Source organism: Amycolatopsis coloradensis, assembly GCF_037997115.1.
GTDB lineage: Bacteria > Actinomycetota > Actinomycetes > Mycobacteriales > Pseudonocardiaceae > Amycolatopsis > Amycolatopsis coloradensis_A.
Window position 1 is genome coordinate 6,005,904 of sequence record NZ_CP150484.1, and the last position, 15,633, is coordinate 6,021,536.

Annotated in this window: 14 protein-coding genes; 6 read left to right on the top strand and 8 right to left on the bottom strand. The window is 66.8% G+C overall.

The annotated features are described in order from the left end of the window. Nucleotides 1-15: 15 nt before the first annotated feature. The 5 genes from LCL61_RS28140 to LCL61_RS28160 all read right to left on the bottom strand — a co-directional run bounded on the left by LCL61_RS28140 (nucleotide 16) and on the right by LCL61_RS28160 (nucleotide 3,914). Nucleotides 16-666: a formyltransferase family protein gene (locus tag LCL61_RS28140; RefSeq protein ID WP_340682523.1), complete on the bottom strand. Its 651-nt coding sequence runs from the start codon at nucleotides 664-666 to the stop codon at nucleotides 16-18. Next, entirely contained in the window at nucleotides 663-1,862 is a 1,200-nt protein-coding gene (locus LCL61_RS28145) for a DegT/DnrJ/EryC1/StrS family aminotransferase (protein WP_340682524.1), read from the bottom strand. Before LCL61_RS28145 ends, LCL61_RS28140 begins: the two co-directional genes overlap by 4 nt. Continuing rightward, a complete protein-coding gene (locus LCL61_RS28150; protein WP_340682525.1) occupies nucleotides 1,859-2,863 on the bottom strand; it encodes a dTDP-glucose 4,6-dehydratase in 1,005 nt (334 codons plus the stop codon). Before LCL61_RS28150 ends, LCL61_RS28145 begins: the two co-directional genes overlap by 4 nt. 67 nt (nucleotides 2,864-2,930) lie before the next feature. Then, on the bottom strand, nucleotides 2,931-3,506 hold the full coding sequence (locus LCL61_RS28155) for a dTDP-4-dehydrorhamnose 3,5-epimerase family protein (protein ID WP_340682526.1): 576 nt from the start codon (nucleotides 3,504-3,506) through the stop codon (nucleotides 2,931-2,933). A gap of 39 nt (nucleotides 3,507-3,545) precedes the next feature. Then, complete coding sequence (locus LCL61_RS28160; RefSeq protein WP_340682527.1) at nucleotides 3,546-3,914, bottom strand: hypothetical protein; 369 nt, start codon at nucleotides 3,912-3,914, stop codon at nucleotides 3,546-3,548. A 125-nt stretch (nucleotides 3,915-4,039) separates the two neighbouring features. On the opposite strand from LCL61_RS28160, the gene LCL61_RS28165 reads away from it, so the two are divergent. Further along, nucleotides 4,040-5,548, top strand: coding sequence for a peptide deformylase (locus LCL61_RS28165; RefSeq protein ID WP_340682528.1), 1,509 nt, complete (start codon nucleotides 4,040-4,042; stop codon nucleotides 5,546-5,548). Between the two features lie 619 nt (nucleotides 5,549-6,167). Here LCL61_RS28165 and LCL61_RS28170 read toward each other — a convergent pair. Both LCL61_RS28170 and LCL61_RS28175 read right to left on the bottom strand, forming a co-directional pair. Next, nucleotides 6,168-7,154: a helix-turn-helix transcriptional regulator gene (locus LCL61_RS28170; protein ID WP_340682529.1), complete on the bottom strand. Its 987-nt coding sequence runs from the start codon at nucleotides 7,152-7,154 to the stop codon at nucleotides 6,168-6,170. A gap of 1,243 nt (nucleotides 7,155-8,397) precedes the next feature. Further along, nucleotides 8,398-10,377, bottom strand: a complete 1,980-nt coding sequence (locus tag LCL61_RS28175) for a hypothetical protein (RefSeq protein ID WP_340682530.1) — start codon at nucleotides 10,375-10,377, stop codon at nucleotides 8,398-8,400. Between the two features lie 256 nt (nucleotides 10,378-10,633). Here LCL61_RS28175 and LCL61_RS28180 point away from each other — a divergent pair, with 256 nt between their 5' ends. From LCL61_RS28180 to LCL61_RS28195, 4 genes are all read left to right on the top strand, one after another. Beyond that, nucleotides 10,634-10,834 carry a hypothetical protein gene (locus tag LCL61_RS28180; RefSeq protein WP_340682531.1) on the top strand — a complete coding sequence of 67 codons (201 nt, stop codon included), beginning with the start codon at nucleotides 10,634-10,636 and terminating at the stop codon, nucleotides 10,832-10,834. Between the two features lie 42 nt (nucleotides 10,835-10,876). Then, nucleotides 10,877-11,359 (top strand): NucA/NucB deoxyribonuclease domain-containing protein, encoded by a 483-nt coding sequence (locus LCL61_RS28185; RefSeq protein WP_340682532.1) that lies wholly within the window; start codon nucleotides 10,877-10,879, stop codon nucleotides 11,357-11,359. A 181-nt stretch (nucleotides 11,360-11,540) separates the two neighbouring features. Further along, on the top strand, nucleotides 11,541-11,993 hold the full coding sequence (locus LCL61_RS28190; RefSeq protein WP_340682533.1) for a hypothetical protein: 453 nt from the start codon (nucleotides 11,541-11,543) through the stop codon (nucleotides 11,991-11,993). Nucleotides 11,994-12,617: 624 nt separating this feature from the next. Then, nucleotides 12,618-13,334 carry a hypothetical protein gene (locus tag LCL61_RS28195; RefSeq protein ID WP_340682534.1) on the top strand — a complete coding sequence of 239 codons (717 nt, stop codon included), beginning with the start codon at nucleotides 12,618-12,620 and terminating at the stop codon, nucleotides 13,332-13,334. Between the two features lie 72 nt (nucleotides 13,335-13,406). Here LCL61_RS28195 and LCL61_RS28200 read toward each other — a convergent pair whose 3' ends face one another. After that, on the bottom strand, nucleotides 13,407-13,670 hold the full coding sequence (locus LCL61_RS28200) for a hypothetical protein (RefSeq protein WP_340682535.1): 264 nt from the start codon (nucleotides 13,668-13,670) through the stop codon (nucleotides 13,407-13,409). A gap of 268 nt (nucleotides 13,671-13,938) precedes the next feature. Here LCL61_RS28200 and LCL61_RS28205 point away from each other — a divergent pair, with 268 nt between their 5' ends. Beyond that, the gene (locus LCL61_RS28205; RefSeq protein WP_340682536.1) at nucleotides 13,939-15,561 is read left to right on the top strand and encodes an LGFP repeat-containing protein; all 1,623 of its coding nucleotides are present in this window, start codon (nucleotides 13,939-13,941) and stop codon (nucleotides 15,559-15,561) included. Nucleotides 15,562-15,633: the final 72 nt, after the last annotated feature.

Here is a 15,633-nt window from a genome sequence, read left to right on the forward strand (position 1 = left end):
CGTTGGCCGATGTTGTCAGCGGCGGGATTGTGTCGTGGCCCGCGTCCAGCCGTCGCGGTCGCCGAGCAGGTGGTTGTCTCGCCGGTAGTGCGTGGTCGCCCTGGTCTCGTCTTGGGGTTTGGGGGTGATGGCGTCGAGTCGGGGCAGGGTGTCGGTGATGAGGCGGCGCCCGTGGTCCATGGCGCGGGACCAGACGTCGGCGACCTCGTCGACGTCCGGCCAGATGGAGAACAGGGCTTCGGCGAGGACGGGGCCGGAGTCGATGCCGGAGTCGATGACGTGGATCGTGATGCCGGCGAGGGTGTCGCGGTTGTGCAGTGCCCAGTTGACCGGGCGGGCGCCGCGGTAGGCGGGTAGGCGTCCGGGGTGGCAGTTGAGGATGTGTGGGGTGCTGTCGATCAGGCTGGCTCCGATGATTTTGTCGTAGAGCACGCTGAACACGAGATCGCACCGTCCGGGTTCGAGGTCGCGCCAGTCTCCGGAGCGCAGCACGCGTGTGTGCGGCCAGTTCTGTTCGACGGCTCGGGACAGGCTGATGTCCCAGTCGGGCTCGGGCGTGTTGGGGATGACAGTGTCCAGGACGGTGCCGGGCAGTGCGCTGATGACCTCGCAGGCGTGTACGGCGAGGCTGCCTTTCCCGAGCACGGCGGCACGGCGCAGAGTCACCGTGGTGCCTTCAGGTGATCCAGATCCTGATCGGGTGCGGTCGCCTCGGCGTAGGTCGTGCTGGTGGTGAGGCGGAGTGTTCTGCGCAGGGCCGCCGCGACGGTGTGCACGTCGTTCGCGGTCATGGCGGGATGGAACGGCAGGGTGAGGATCTGCCGCCACAGCGACTCCGACCGTGGAAGCGGGCTGGCCCACGAGCGGAACGCGGGCTGGAGATGGTTGAGCGGGTAGTGCACACCCACGGCGATCTCGGCGGCGCGCAGCCGCGTGTGGACCTCGTCCCGCAGCGGCGCGGGAACGAGGACCGTGCAGGTGAACGGCACGGTGTTGGCGACGTCGAGGTCGACCACGGTGACGTTCTCGATCTCGCGCAGTGCGGTCTCGTAGGTGATCCAGAGGCTCCTACGGCGAGTTTCCATCTCGGGAAAGCGGGCGAGCTGGACCCGGCCGATCGCGGCGTGCAGAGTCGAGAGGTGGTAGCGGAACCCGGCACCCTCCACGGTGTAGGACACCGCGGCGCCCCGTTCGGCCCGGGTCTGGGGGATGCCCAGTGCCCGAGCCCGGCGCAAGATCGCGGCCTCACGTGCGGTGCGGGGGACGACTGCCCCGCCGTCGCCGCAGGTGAGTGCTTTGATCGCGTCGAAGCTGAAGCAGGTCAGGTCGCCGGTGGCGCCGACGCGCCGCAGACCGTTGACGGAGCCGAAGGCGTGTGCCGCGTCCTCGACGATCGCGATGTCCCGGGCGGCGAGGTGCTCGCGCACGTCGGCGAGGTCGATCGCGCGGCCGCCGTAGAGGACCGGCATGACCGCGCGGGTGGCCGGGGTGAGGGCGGCGCGGAGGTGGTCGGCGGTGGTGCACAAGGTCGCTGGGTCGACGTCGACGAACCGGGGCCGGGCACCGGTCGCGGCGATGGCCTGGACGCTGGCGCAGAAGGTCAGCGACGGGACGACCACCTCATCCCCCGGCCTGACCCCGGCGGCTAGGAGCGCCAGGTGCAGCGCGGCGGTGCCGGTCGCGACCGCCACCACGTCCGGCACGTCGAGGTAGGCGGCCAGCTCGCGTTCGAAGGCCTCGGTTTCCGCGCCGTGCCCGTACTGGCCGCTCTCGAGCGCGCGAGCAAGGGCGGTGATCTCGTCGCCGTAGAGGAACGGCCGGGCGTTTGCTCGGGGCCCGCCTGGTGCTGTCACGACGGTCATCCGCCGACCGCCGTCAGCTCGATGGCGTCGGCATGTTGTGCCGCGGATTCGGTCGTTGGCCAGCGATCGGCGTGTCCTCGATACCACTGGACGGTCTCGGCCAGACCCGACGCCAGGTCCCGCCGGGGCCGGAACCCGAGTTCGGCGATCTTGCTCCAGTCCATCGCATAGCGGATGTCGTTCGCGGTGCGATCCGCCACGGTGGTGACCGCGTCCCAACCGGCGCCGACGATTCGCAGCAGGCGCCCGGTGAGTTCCAGGGTGGTGAGGTCGGTTCCGCCGGCGATGTTGTAGATCTGGCCGGGGACGCCGCGGCGCAGGACCAGCTCAATCGCCCGGCAGTTGTCCTCGACGTGCAGCCAGTTCCGCAGGTGCTGCCCGTGACCGTGCACGGTGACGGGTTCGCCGGTAAGGAGCTTGCGCAGGAACAGAGGGATCAGCTTCTCCGGGTGCTGGCGGGGACCGTAGTTGTTGGAGCTGCGGGTGATGCAGACCGGCACGCCGAAGCTGACGAAGTACGAGATGGCCATCAGGTCGCTGGCCGCCTTGCTGGCCGCGTACGGAACCGTGGGCCGCAGTGGGGCGTCTTCACGGGCGGAGCCGGTCGGCATCGGCCCGTAGACCTCGTCGGTGGACACGTGCACGAATTTCTGGACACCGCAGCGCATCGCGGCGTCGAGCAGGGTTTGTGTGCCCATCACGTTCGTGCTGACACTGTTGCCGACGTCGCGCAGAGAACGGTCCACATGGGACTCGGCAGCCAGATGCACGACCGCCGAGTGGCCGGGCAGGAGATCACCGACCAGGCCTGTGTCGCGGATGTCGCCTTCGACGAACGTCAATTTCGTGGAGTCCATGGCGGCGGCGAGATTCCGCCGGTCGCCGGCATAGGTGAGACTGTCCAGGACGGTCACCTGGTCGACCTGGTCTGCCTGGATGAGACGGTCGACCAGGTGTGAGCCAATGAATCCGGCGCCGCCCGTCACGAGCACTCTGTGCATGGTCAGTCCAATCTGTCTCGACACGGTTGATGGGACAAATGCTGGTGCTGAACTGATTTCTGGTTTCTCAAAGCGTGTATGCGGGGAGCAGCCCGGCCCGTTCGGCTGCGGCGACGGAGAGTGCGGCACGATCCTTCGCCGACTGGTGCACGGTGACCTCGGGCGGCCAGGTGATCCCGAGGTCCGGGTCGAGCGCCTGGACACGGAGTTCGCGGCCGGGGTCGTGCGGTTGGGACAGCAGGTACAGCAGCATCGAGTTCTCGGCGAGGGACAGGAACGCGTGCCCGAGGCCCTCACCGAGGTACAGCGACAGGTGGTGGTCCTCGTCGAGGCGCTCCAGGTGCCAGCGGCCGAACGTCGGCGACCCTGTCCGCACGTCGACCACGACGTCCAGCACCGCGCCTCGCGCGCACGTGACGTATTTGGACTGCCCGGGCGCCCCGGTGACCACGCTGATCCCGCGCAGCACTCCCCTGAGAGACACCGACATGTTGGCCTGTCGCGGGTGCCAGCTTCCGCCGGTAGCGGCGTGCACGGTGTCGTCTCGATACCACTCGTGGAAACTCCCCCGTCCGTCCTCATGGCGAGGGGTCTCGATCTTCCACGCGCCGGGGATCGGTAGCGGGGTGACGTGGGTCCCCATGTCCGGTGGGCCTCCTCCGTGAGTCCGAGTTCGGCTGGGTCAGGCGGCGACGGTGACGCTCGTGTCCGGTTCCAAGCGCTCACGCTCTGGGCGCGGGTGGTGTCCTGACAGGTCCAGCGTTCCGCGTATCGCCACGATCTCGGTGTCGACGAGGACCTCGTGCGGCTGATTCCGCAACCAGCTCGCACACGATTCGCAGACCTCGAAACGGTTCCCGAGGTCACGGAAGCTCGTCTTGCCGATCAGTTCAGCCAGGTGGGCGAGGCGGTAGCCGAACACCAGGTTGCACACCGGATGGATCTGGGAGTAACCCTCGTGCGCCAGGTCGATGGCCAGATAGGTGTGACGCCGGCCGTCCCCGGCGTAGACGCGGAACACCACCCGCACTCGCTTCCCGCTGCCCGTCATCGCGTCCCCCGTTCCGTCGTGTCACAGCCGAAAGGACACCGCGGCGGGCGGGTGTGCCTCTAGGCTGAGCAGCGACTCACGGTGCGTTCACGCACACTCACGGTCCCCAGACGGTGGAGGCGACGATGACGACGGGCACGACCAGCGGCGGCAATCCGGATGCCGAGGTGAACGTGTTCGCCGTCGAACTCGAACGCTGGCGCGACGTCCGCGGGTTCTCCCGCGCCGCGCTGGCCAAGGCCATGGGCTATGACCGCTCCTACGTCTCCAAGGTGCTCTCCGGCACCGAACGCCCCTCGGAAGCGTTCGCCGGACACGCCGAGGCCGCACTCCGCGCCGGCGGCGCCCTGCACACCGCATACCGTGACTACGAGGCCCAGCGCCCCGCCCGAACCCGACCCGCCCTCCCGCCCGTCACCGAGACCGCGGCCGGGACCGGGAGCCTGGTGGTCGACCACGACGACGCCACCCTCCGCTACGACGACGGCGTCTACCGGCTCACCCAGCGCCGCCACCTGGTCAACCACGGCACCGAACCGATCACCCGCTACCTGATCCGCATCTCCGTCGACCGCTTCCCCGGCGACCCTGAACGCTCCAACCAGCTCTACTCCGAGAATCCCCTGACCTGGGACGAGATCGACCTGCACGCCTGGCACGGCCGAGGCCGTGCGAACCCGATGCACTGGACCGCCCACCACGACCGCGACGCGTTCAAGGAAGTGTGGCTGCTCTTCGCCGGACAACACGGGCACTTCCCCCTGTATCCCGGCGAATCCTGCTGGATCGAGTACGAATACACCGTCAGCGAAGAACACTGGGGCAACTGGTTCCAACGAGCCGTACGGCTACCCACCCGCACCCTGTCGGTCTGCCTGGACTTCCCCGCCGACCTCGCCGCCTCGGTCTGGGGCCTGCACACCTCAATGACCGCACAGGCCATGCCCTTCGCCACCGCCATCGGCCGCGACGACACCGGCGACCGGCACATCTTCTCCTGGTCCTGCGAAGACCCGCCACTGCACGCCCGCTACCGGCTCGAATGGGACTTCCGCGGCCACACCACACACACCGACGGCCCACCGCCGAAACCAAGCGCGGTCATGGCATCCCTCGGCATCGTGCAAGAAACCGACCCCGCACTGCGCCGCATCGCCCGCCGCTTCGACCTCCCGGCCGAGGCCGAGGACGCCCGCCGCGTGGTGACCGCGCTCAACTCCGCCTGCGAACGCGTCGCCCAAGCCCACACCTTCGGCAAAGGCATGGGCATCGCAGCACCGCAGATCGGCATCGACCGCGCCGCCGCCATCATCCGCACACCCGACGGCGAGGCGATCACCTTGTTCAACCCCACCATCATCGAATCCAGCGGCGACGTCGACGAACAATACGAAGGCTGCCTGTCCTTCTTCGACGTCCGCGGCCAGGTCCCACGCCCGCACGTCATCCACGTCGAGCACACCACCATCGACGGCCAGACGAGAATCACCGAGTTCGAACGCGGCGTCGCCCGCCTCATCGCCCACGAGATCGACCACCTGCACGGCACCCTCTACACCGACCACATGCGACACGGAGTCGCTCCCATCCCCGTCGAGCAATACCGCGGCACCGGCACCACCTGGAAATACTGACGACCACATCGCCCGACCTAGTGATAAGCAGGGCTGCAGCACAAACCGGATCAACGCTCATGGACATGCCGAAGATCACCACCACGATCGGCAGGACCACGCGGCCACCGATGGCGTCGGCGCAGCGGATGTGCCAAACGAACGGCACCTGCACCCATCCCACCTACACGACGAAGACCAGATCTTCATACATATGCTCATTAGGCATGAATTGCCCCTTTGTGCTGCTTCTCGTTGCACCTTGACTAATTTTTACTGGACGCTCGATCTGTTCGCATTTCGCAAGGGCAGGTGACCGCACATGTTGATCACCTGTCATGATCAATGTCGATCAGTTTTGACCGCATTACGGCGTTCCTCGCGATCAAGCGTGACCGCCCCTCGACGCCCCTCCTGGTCGTTCGTCCTCCGCTTCGCTCCGGGCGCCCCACCTGTGTCGCCTGCCCGTTGGGGACCGTCACGTTGCCAGTCGTGGGCCATCGACAGCGGCGCAGAGTGGAACGGGTTATCGCGTTGCGGCGATTGACGAACGCTGCGTTCCCGAACGACCGATCAGCGGCATGAGAGTGCATTCGGCATTCGGCGTGGAGCCGGGGCTGGCCGTCCCTGGAGTCCGGGGTCAGCGACCGTCGCGTCGCAGGGTGCGGTAGGGCGGGCAGCCGTAGGTGGTGCGGTAGTGGTGGGCGAAGCGGCCGGGGTGGAAGAAGCCCCAGCGGGCGCCGATCTCGGTGACCGTGACCCCGGTGCCGGGGTCGGCGGCCAGGAGTTCTTGGTGGGCTTGCTGGAGGCGGGCTTGGCGGAGGTAGCCCATCGGGGTGGTGCCGCGGTGTCTGCGGAAGGCGTATTGCAGTGCGCGGATGGTCACATGCGCCGTGGTGGCGATGTCGGCGACCGAGATGTCCTCGTGGGCGTGGTCGTCGATGTACGCGATCGCGCGCTGGAGGGTGGCCGGGTGGGAGTCGTGGCGGTCTTCGATGGTGGGCTCGGTAAGTGCGGTGTTGGGGAAGGTGGTCAACGCGGTGGTGGCCAGCAGTCGTCCGGCCGTGCTCGCCACGAGTGGTTCCCGCATGGCGTGCGGTTGGTCGCGCAAGCCGGTGGCGAGGTAGTCGATGGTCGCGGTCAGATGCTGCGCGGCGGTCCGAGTGGCGGGGCGCAGGTCGGTGAACCGGACCGGGGTGTCGCGGCGAGTCGTCTCGGTGGCGGCGACCTGATCCAGCGTCGCGAAGGGAAGGGTGGCGACCAGGACGGTGCCGTCACACCACCGCACGCGGTACGGCGGGCCCTGCTCGTCCCGGGAGGCGAGGAGCACCTCGCCGGGCCCGAACCGGTGCTCGACACTTCGGGACCAGTAGTCCATCGTCATGGCGCGAGGGAAGGCGATGAGCAACATCGGGAGCGGTTCCACATTGACCGTGAGATTGTGGGTTTGCGAGCCGCTGTCGATGGTGAACGCGTCGGTGGCCATCCGGGTATGCCGGTAGCGGTAGCCCTTCTTGCTGCCGGTGAGCCTGATGTCGGCGCCGTAGACACCGGTGATGAATTCGCCCGCCTGGTCGCTGTCGGTGGTCTCGAACAGCAGATCCCGGGGCGGTGTAGATGCGGCCATCGTCAGAACTCCTTGACGCGACAAGACACTGGCGACGTGGGGTCCGGCCGCCGCCATCAGGACGGCGAGCAGCCTCCTCCCCTCGGCCCGGGAATGGGAGTTCCAGAAAGCCACCGTCACGCGGTTGGAGCAGAAAACCAGGGCGAAATCACTCTGATAGGTCCAGCAGGCCCCATCGTCCGCTCGTCGGCATGAGCGTGCGCTTGGCCCGCCAGGGCCAAGTCACGATCGATCAGCCCGACGTTCGCCGGTTATGGAAGACTGAGCTTCGTGGAGGGGCAGGTCTGGCCAGAGGTCGGTGATCGCGGACGCGGTCGTCGGTGTAGTTCACGAATCGATTCTGGTCATGAGAGCGATGGCCCATCGACGTGAAAGCATGTGCGACGAGTTCTTTCCAGGTTGCGACTACCAACAGCAGATCCGCGAGCTGGCGGACTTGTGCGACAACCTCGTGCCTGGGTTGCGGCCGACCGGTCCACGACGCGCGCAAGACGCGTTGCAGTTCACCTGGGACAACCGAAGTCGGCACCAACAGGACTGGATCCGTCATTGCCTCGCCAGACGTGGGCTCCGTGTCGAAGATTTAATTTCGACGGCGCCTCGTCGGCGTCGGGTCATGCCCAACTGACTATTCGGCGCAAATCGCAGCGGACTGCATCAATCGTAACCATGTCGGCTTCTGCTCATCGGCATTTCCGGAGGTTCGATTGCCGTCGCCATGATCGGTCCGCGAGGTGGATCTGGAACATGTTCTCTCGGTGGATCACCTGCTGCTGGTGGTCCACCGACTGGCAAATGTGGTGGTCCAGCAACGGGTGGCGAACGACACCACCTGGATCCGCGCCTCCGCAACAGCCAAGGGGTAAGGACCGAGGAAAGGCAGAGTGTGCCCGCCTCGCGAGCCGCGGATCAGGCACGGTCTGACCTCACGAACAAAAGTCTCCCCTACCGAACCCGGCGCGGTCGGTTGTCACGGAGAAACGCGGTCGCACCTGACGAACAAAACAGGCAGGCGGTAGAAGCAGTGCGGCCGTGCCGATCCCGCCACGAAGCCACCGAAGAGGATACGAATAGATGCCCGCCGATCCCATCCCATGTCGCGAAAGTCGATATCGGTGATAACGAGCTTTTACCTGCCAGTTCGTTGGCGCGCCAGCACAGCTGTTGCACCTCTGATAGCTTTGCCAACAGGCTCGCAGGGCCCTTGCCTGCGTCGTAGGCACGCATACGTAAGCTTTCTGCCCTATTCCCGATCGGCCCGCAGGTCAGCCAACCGGTCAGCGGCGAACGGGTCGCCGTTGTCGGCGCGCTTTCGCAGTTGCTCGATGTCTCCCCGCTCGGCTAGCAGGTCCGCCAGCCAGAATGCAGCGCTCCTGTCTCCGTTGTCGGCGCGCTCGCGCAACTGCTCGACGTCTCCCCCTGCGGCCAGCAGCCTTCCCAGCTGGAATCGGGCTTCTCCGTGTCCATTGTTGGCGCGCTCGCGCAGCTGCTCGACGTCGCCCTGCTTGAACAGCAGGTCAACCATTTTGTCGGCGGCGTACGTGTCACCGTTGTCGGTGCGCTCACGCAGCTGCTCGAAGTCGCCCCGCTCGGCCAGCAGGCCGGCAAACCGCAAGGCGGCGGAGTAGTCGCCGTTGTCGGCGCGCTCGCGCAGCTGCGCGAGGTCTGCCCGTTCAGCCAGCAGGTCAGCAAAATGGAGAGCGGCGTTCGGGTCGCCCTTGTCGGCGCGCTCACGCAACTGGTCGAGGTCTTCCCGCGCGGCCAGCAGGCTAGCCAACTGCGAAGAGACGAACGGGGCACCGTTGTCGGCGAGCTGTCGGTACAGGGCAATGGCTTCATGGTCTCGGCCGCGGCGTTTGGCGCTGTCGGCCAAATGGTAGGCGTCGTCGGGATGGTAGTGGCGGGTCAGGGCGCGCCAGGCTGTGTCGGGGAGGTGTTCGGCGTGGCGGACACGGAGGGCGTGCTGGTAAAGGTAGTCGGCGACCTGGTAGCCGGTGATGGTTCCCATACCGGAGGCGACCGGGCAGAGGGTGCAGGTGGCGCCGTGCAACAGTTCGGTGGCGTAGTCCAGGGCGTCGTCGAGCCAGCGTGGCGGCGGTGTGGCCTGCTGCCGACTGGTGAGGTAGCCGGGGGCTGCGGCTTCGAGGTAGTCGCGGGTGAGGGGTGCGTGGGCGCCGACGCTGCGGGCGTCGAGAGCAGCAGTGATGACCGCTTTGGCGTAGGTGGGCGCGTGTTCCCAGCGTCGGATCAGTTCCGGGCCCGCAGCCATCACCTGGGTGAAGCCGGCGTCGGGGGTGTCGAGCGCGACTCGGATCCGGCGATCGGCGTGGGCGAGCTCTTCGGCGCGGCGCCGTTCGTGTGTGCTGAGCGTGTCGGGCACGGTGAGCACGTCGGCCAGGTCGAGCAGCCGCCGGTCGTTGGCGTAGGGGTCCGGTTCACCGGCTGCGGGGAGTGCGCTGCGCTTGGTGCGTTCGCCGGGCCAGCACGTCGCCACCAGCACCACGCCTGCCTCGATCATCCCGCGGACCTCTCCCGCCGGCACGCCTCCGCGGAAGTCGAGGTAGTCCTGCAATTCGTCTAGCCACACCACCGTCCGGCCCGCCGGGTGTCCGGCGAACTCTCGCAGCACGTCGGCCTCGCCGGGGTGCAGCAGCCACCAGTCCGGCAGCACGGTCTTCACCGCCTCGAACAGCGCGCGGGTCTTCCCCACCGACGAGTCCCCGGTCACCAGGACGAATCCGCCCTGCTGCCCGGCGATGGTGATCTTGGTGCGCAGGTCGGCGTCGAAGTCCCGAGGAACGTAGGGCGGCAGCTCCTGTTGCCCGCACGTGGCGGGGCAGTCGTCGGCGGGTTGGTCGACCTGGATGGCGGCGTGCACGCCCAGTACCCGCGGACGCGCGTCCCGGACCCGTACCGCTCCGGGCGGGCGCTGTAGGTGGGAGTTCACGACGCGATCCAGCGCCTGAAGCCACGGCCGCTGCGCCTGCTCCCCGAGGACGCCGCATGCTGCCAGCCAGGTCTCCACCGTTTCCTCTTTCGGTACCGACCTGGCGTTGATCACGTCACTGGCGGTGGAACTGGGAAGAGTTCGCTGCCGCCCACCGTGTGGCGAGAGCTTCCTTGCTGCGGCAGCGAGGTCTCTGAGGGAGAAGCCACGGTCGCGACGTAGCTGATCAAGCGCCGCGGCCAGCTGGTCCAGAGTGGCGATCTCCCCCAGCTCCATGCTGACGATCCTCCTTCACCGCGGCAGTTGCCTGTCCGGCGAACGCCATCGGACACGCGCCGGACACCGTACTCAGTCTCTCGACGCCGCCACGTCGTTACTGGTGACCCCACCACTGCCCCTGCCTGCCCGCGACCCATTGTCCGGGTCCGTCCGGCCCGCGTGCCGGACCCGGCTCCCAGTGCCGACGCTGGCCAGCAACACAAACGAGCACGGCCAGGCCGGGCTCCCGACCTTGGAGAACAGGACACACAGCATGTGGACGCCGCTGATCACCCTCACCACACTGGTGCTCCTCACCGCCGCCGGTGCCGCCATGGTCGTCACCCTCACGACCAACAACCCCAGTCGGGGCCACCGTGCGCTGACCCTGCTCAAGATCCTGATCGGAGCCATCCTCGGCGGCACCGGCCTGCTCGCCACCGTGATCCGTCTCCACCAGGCCGGTCTTCTGTGACACCGACACAGCTCGTCCGTGCGCTGTGACAGCACCCCGACCGTGGGGCCGAACACCGGCGGCTGCGTGTATGCCCAATTCACCCCGACCTACGACGTGTCCACCCTCAACAACGACACCGCCCAGGTCGCCTGGCACATCCAGTGGGCACAACGCAACCTCGCCGGCAAGTGGGGCAGGAAAGGCTTCGGGCCCGAGCTCACGCGCACCATGGACAGCGCGTTGATCACCGCCAACCGGAACGTCGCCTGCCCGGCGAGCATCCCGCGCCCGGTAGGGAAGTCGTGCGACGAGTACCCGTTCGCCAGCACCTACCAGGGAGGCTCGCTCAACCCGGACCACTCCTGCTACATGGTGCCCGCGACCCAGAACAGCCTCGAGGGCAGCCGCTACCGCCGCCCCTGGTACGCCGCCAACCGCGTGCTGGACAAGGACAAGTTCTGGGTGAACGTGGTCCTGCCCGCCGGGATTACCGACCAGGAGATCACCGAGAAGACCCGGGCGTTCGTGAAGTGCCCGGGATAACCTAGCTATCCAGCTCGATGGGGTGGGGCCGCGCCGCGGTCTCACCCCTGTCACGTTCCCGCACAAGGAATAGAGACCGATGCCTGCCACGATGACTAGCTCGGCAACGTCCGTGAGGCTCGCGGTCAGCCACTCAAGTTGATCTATACTGACCGCGAGCCCGTGTCACGGAGAGGAACCCATGGCAGGCGACACCCCCGTCGAGGTGCACACCGCGACCATCCCCGTCGACCACTCCCAGTTCACGATCTTCGATGTGTTCGGCAACGACACCTACGCAGACCTACCCATCCCTCAGGATCCAGACTGGCTCGTCAGCGCCGGCAGCGGCGGTGCCTTGTTCCACACCTCCGACCGTGCTCTGTCCGCCGAAGTGACCCTCGAGATCTGGGCTCACGAGCCAGCTCACGACATCGACGAAACACCTCACGAAGAGCACGTCTTCAACTCTCCCACCGGCCGCCTCATGATCGCCTGCATAACGGCCTCGCCCAGTGACAAGAACGTCGCGCTCCCTGCATCCGGCGACTACAAGCTTCGCGCCCGACGAACCCGCACAAGCAACATCGCCGAACCTGGAGACCCTGACGTTTACAAAGAATCCTGGACGGTGCAGGTCTGGCCGCACCGGTGAACCACATCATGACAGACAGATTCACGATACGACCGCGCCCCGGCGCTAGAATGCATCACGCCCTGGAGGCTCGACCGACCACCGTTGGCCTCTCCCCAGGCCACGAGGAGCCTGTACACCCTGCCGGGCCGTAACAGCACACACTCCCGGCAGCGCCTCACCCACATCAACCGCGTCATCAGCCAGCGCCTTAGACGGGCAGCCGGGTGGTTTCGCTGTGAGAGCGAGCCGAGCAGCGGCGGAGGGAGAAGCCAATGAGGCGTGATCTGCGACTGGCGCGTTGCGGCGGTATGCGCAGGACTATGGAAACCTGCTACAGCGCAAGCGTTCGAGCACTTTCCTGCACACGCTTCCCAGTCTCCTCCACACATCAGATTCAGTCCTTCGCCGGAGTGTCAGCATGACGACCGCCCTGCACTCCGGCCTGTGGTCCGACTTGGTCTGATGTCACACGCGGACTCGGCCCGACGTGCCGTCGACCTGTACCGCCGCTACCTTGCGACGAACGAGCTGGCCGCTTTACGCGAGTCGGTGGAGCTGCTGCGTCGGGCCACTAGGGCGCCGTAACCCCAGCTCTCCTGGGTAGCGAACCTCGGCGCTGGCCTGATTCTGCTGTTCGAACGTGTGGACGACCTCGACTTGCTGTTCGAGGGGGTAGCGGCATGCCGGCAGGTGGTCGCGCTGGCGCCCGGCGACCCCGCCTATCTGTCCAACCTGGCCGCCGCACTAGAGATGATGTACTGGCACACCTCCGACACTGAGGTGCTGGACGACGCAGTACGCGTCGCGCGAGAGGCCGTGGCGGCGACACCGGATCACGACCATTCGCGGATGATGCGGCTGTCGAATCTATCGAACTCCTTGCGCACGCAGTATGTTCGCACCGGCGACGAAGCGACGATCCGGAAAGCGGTCGACGTCGGCGAGCGCGCGGTGTCCATGTTGGATGGTCCTGGAGACGATACGAGCAAGAAGGCGTTCGACGCCACGCCCGAATCCCACCCCAACCGGCCCGACGTCCTGTCGAATCTGGCCCTGCGCCGCGCCGCCGCAGCGATCGACCTCGCCGGCGTCGAGGCCGGGGTGGCCCTCGCGCGACAGGCTCTCGAATGGACCGATAAGCAGATCCCTGACCGGGCGCACAATGAAGCCTGCTTGGCGTCGACCTTGCGTTCCCACTTCAACTTCAGCGGTGAGGTGAGTTCGCTCGCCGAGGCGGCCGGACTGGCGCGGTCCGCGATGCTTCGCACCCGGAACGACAACAAGAACCTGGCCAACAGGCTTGTCGAATACGGCACCGCGCCTGGCGTAGCCGCGCCACAGGGGCGCGAGCACGTCTGATTCGCGGCCGGACGCGAAGACGCCGCGGTATGAGCCCTCCACCACTCCAGGACGGTCCTTCGTCGAGGGCGATCAGTTGAACGGCCCCTCGAGCCCGAAACGAACGTGACCTGGATAGCTGTCAATGACGAGGTACCAGAAGTCGTCGTGGGGCAGAATCAGCTCGATCGGGCTGGCTTCCCAGAATTCGCCGTACCACAGGTCGTACTCTTCTCCGTCGAGATACGCCTGAAGTTCTCGGCGTTCATCAAGCAGACCCTCGCGGTAGTACCGCGCAACGTCAGCTCGAAGCGCTCCAGCCGCGCAAGACCCGATCTCGTACCACAGGTGCTCCACACACCTCTTTCTAGCGACGATCCGCTGCCAGCGGAACCGCGCCGTGGGGGGTGATCCGACCACCGCTGCCGGAGCTTCCCGCGGATAACAGGACAAGGTTTGCCGTGTCATCAGGATTTCATCGTGAATCGCTAACGTCGATCGCCGGAATGCGGCACAGCGACGGGCGAAAGGTGACAGGCAGATGCGAGTTCGGAGACGGGATGCCGGGCCCTCTGACAGAGGCATTCTTCAGAGAGGGTGGCTGCGCTACGCGCTGTGCCTGGTCGTGGCGGCCGCAGCGCTCGTGACGACGGCGGGTACGGCCGCCGCCGATCAGTTCCGCAACGGGCATTGGGTCCGCGGGGCGATCGAGCAGGAGTTCATCCGGCTGGGCACATTGTGGCCGGGTGGCCCGCCCACGGTGGGGGAACCCAACAGCGACGAGCTCGACGCCGCCCGCGGCGGCAGGTGGCAGGCCTTCGGCGTCGACACCAACCGCATCTACTGGCACCCCAACGTCGCCGGCGGCAAAGCGAACCAGGTCGGTGGGCTGATCCTGCAGAAGTGGCTGACCAATGGCGACGAACGAGGCACCCTGGGCTATCCCCTGGTCTCGGAAACCCCGGTCGACGGTGGCCGGTTCAACCACTTCGAAAGCGGCTCGATCTACTGGAAGAACGGTACAGCTGCGGCCTACATCGTGCGTGGCGCGATCCGGGACTACTGGGCCCAGGCGGACTGGGAGAAAGGAACTTACGGGTTCCCGGTCAGCGACGAGTACGACTTCGGCGGCGGCCGGCGGCAGGACTTCGAACGCGGCTCCCTGTACTGGAACGTCCACATCATCGACGCCGAGACAGGTCCGCAGCAATACACGACGAGCACCACCCCGCAGCGGATCAACCCCAGCGACAGCACCACGGACCCCACCGCCATGGACGACATCGGACCGCGTCCAGGCCCTGACCTCGCGCCGACAGCGCTATCACCGCGGTGCAACGGCAACATCACCAACCCGGACCGGTGGACCGCCTGCTCCCGCAAGGGCTGGGTACTCAAGGAGCGCCGCAGCGAGAACGGCACCCTGCGGGAGATCGGCCGCCTCCCCTACACCGTGAGCCTCTCAGTCGAGTTCGACAAGGTCACCCAGTTCAACAGCGGGAACGCCGCCTGGAAACTCGACGCCAAAATCGACGTCGGCACCGGGCAGGAAAGCCTGGCCGGCGGCACCCGCGCTCACCTCGCGACCCCCTGCCTCACCAACACCTCCAAATGCGGCACCGGCACCGTCCTGCCCACCAAGGAAGTGCCACTCACACCGAGCACCACCGTCGAGCACACCTGGAGCCAGTACGCCAACAACCTCGGCACAGCCGGAGCCATCGAGAAGTTCACCGGCCTGATCGGGATCACACTCAAGAACGCCGGTGGCCTGACCTGGTCCCACACCGACGCCTCCCTCGATGCCCGCTGTGACCGGGTCACCATCCGCACAGGCTGCGTGAATCCCACAGCGAAAACCGCCGTCGTCTACGACCCGGTCAAGAACCCTGCCATCGCCGCAGTGTCCCAGCACGTCTTCGACGCCCAAGCCAGCCTTCCCAGCCACTGGGGCAACCCGCAATACAACTACCTCACCCGCACCACCAACCAAACGATCATCGACGCCAACAGGAACAAGGCCTGCCCCTCAGGCAGCCCCGTCAGCTGCGACGAGTTCGCCATGGCCAGCACCTACCAAGGCGCCTCCAGAGTCGCCGCCAACGACTACTCCACCCGCACCGTCCCCAAAGCCTCCAACGACTCCCAAGGCGGCATCATGAGCAACTACTACAACGCCACACGCATCCTCGACGGTGACCCCTTCGGCGTCGTCGCCATCCTGCTCGACGGCCGCCAATCCTGGTAACCGCACTCACACAACACAGCGTCGTCTGAGACACCACACGATATGGTGCTGGCCGCCTCCTCACGAGGCGGC

What these genes read in the sequence shown, in the direction of transcription:
- LCL61_RS28165 (WP_340682528.1), top strand. Translation starts at nt 4,040, where the DNA reads ATGACGACGGGCACGACCAGCGGCGGCAATCCGGATGCCGAGGTGAAC.
- LCL61_RS28150 (WP_340682525.1), bottom strand. Translation starts at nt 2,863, where the DNA reads ATGCACAGAGTGCTCGTGACGGGCGGCGCCGGATTCATTGGCTCACAC.
- LCL61_RS28180 (WP_340682531.1), top strand. Translation starts at nt 10,634, where the DNA reads ATGTGGACGCCGCTGATCACCCTCACCACACTGGTGCTCCTCACCGCC.
- LCL61_RS28155 (WP_340682526.1), bottom strand. Translation starts at nt 3,506, where the DNA reads ATGGGGACCCACGTCACCCCGCTACCGATCCCCGGCGCGTGGAAGATC.
- LCL61_RS28160 (WP_340682527.1), bottom strand. Translation starts at nt 3,914, where the DNA reads ATGACGGGCAGCGGGAAGCGAGTGCGGGTGGTGTTCCGCGTCTACGCC.
- LCL61_RS28170 (WP_340682529.1), bottom strand. Translation starts at nt 7,154, where the DNA reads ATGGCCGCATCTACACCGCCCCGGGATCTGCTGTTCGAGACCACCGAC.
- LCL61_RS28145 (WP_340682524.1), bottom strand. Translation starts at nt 1,862, where the DNA reads ATGACCGTCGTGACAGCACCAGGCGGGCCCCGAGCAAACGCCCGGCCG.
- LCL61_RS28190 (WP_340682533.1), top strand. Translation starts at nt 11,541, where the DNA reads ATGGCAGGCGACACCCCCGTCGAGGTGCACACCGCGACCATCCCCGTC.
- LCL61_RS28175 (WP_340682530.1), bottom strand. Translation starts at nt 10,377, where the DNA reads ATGGAGCTGGGGGAGATCGCCACTCTGGACCAGCTGGCCGCGGCGCTT.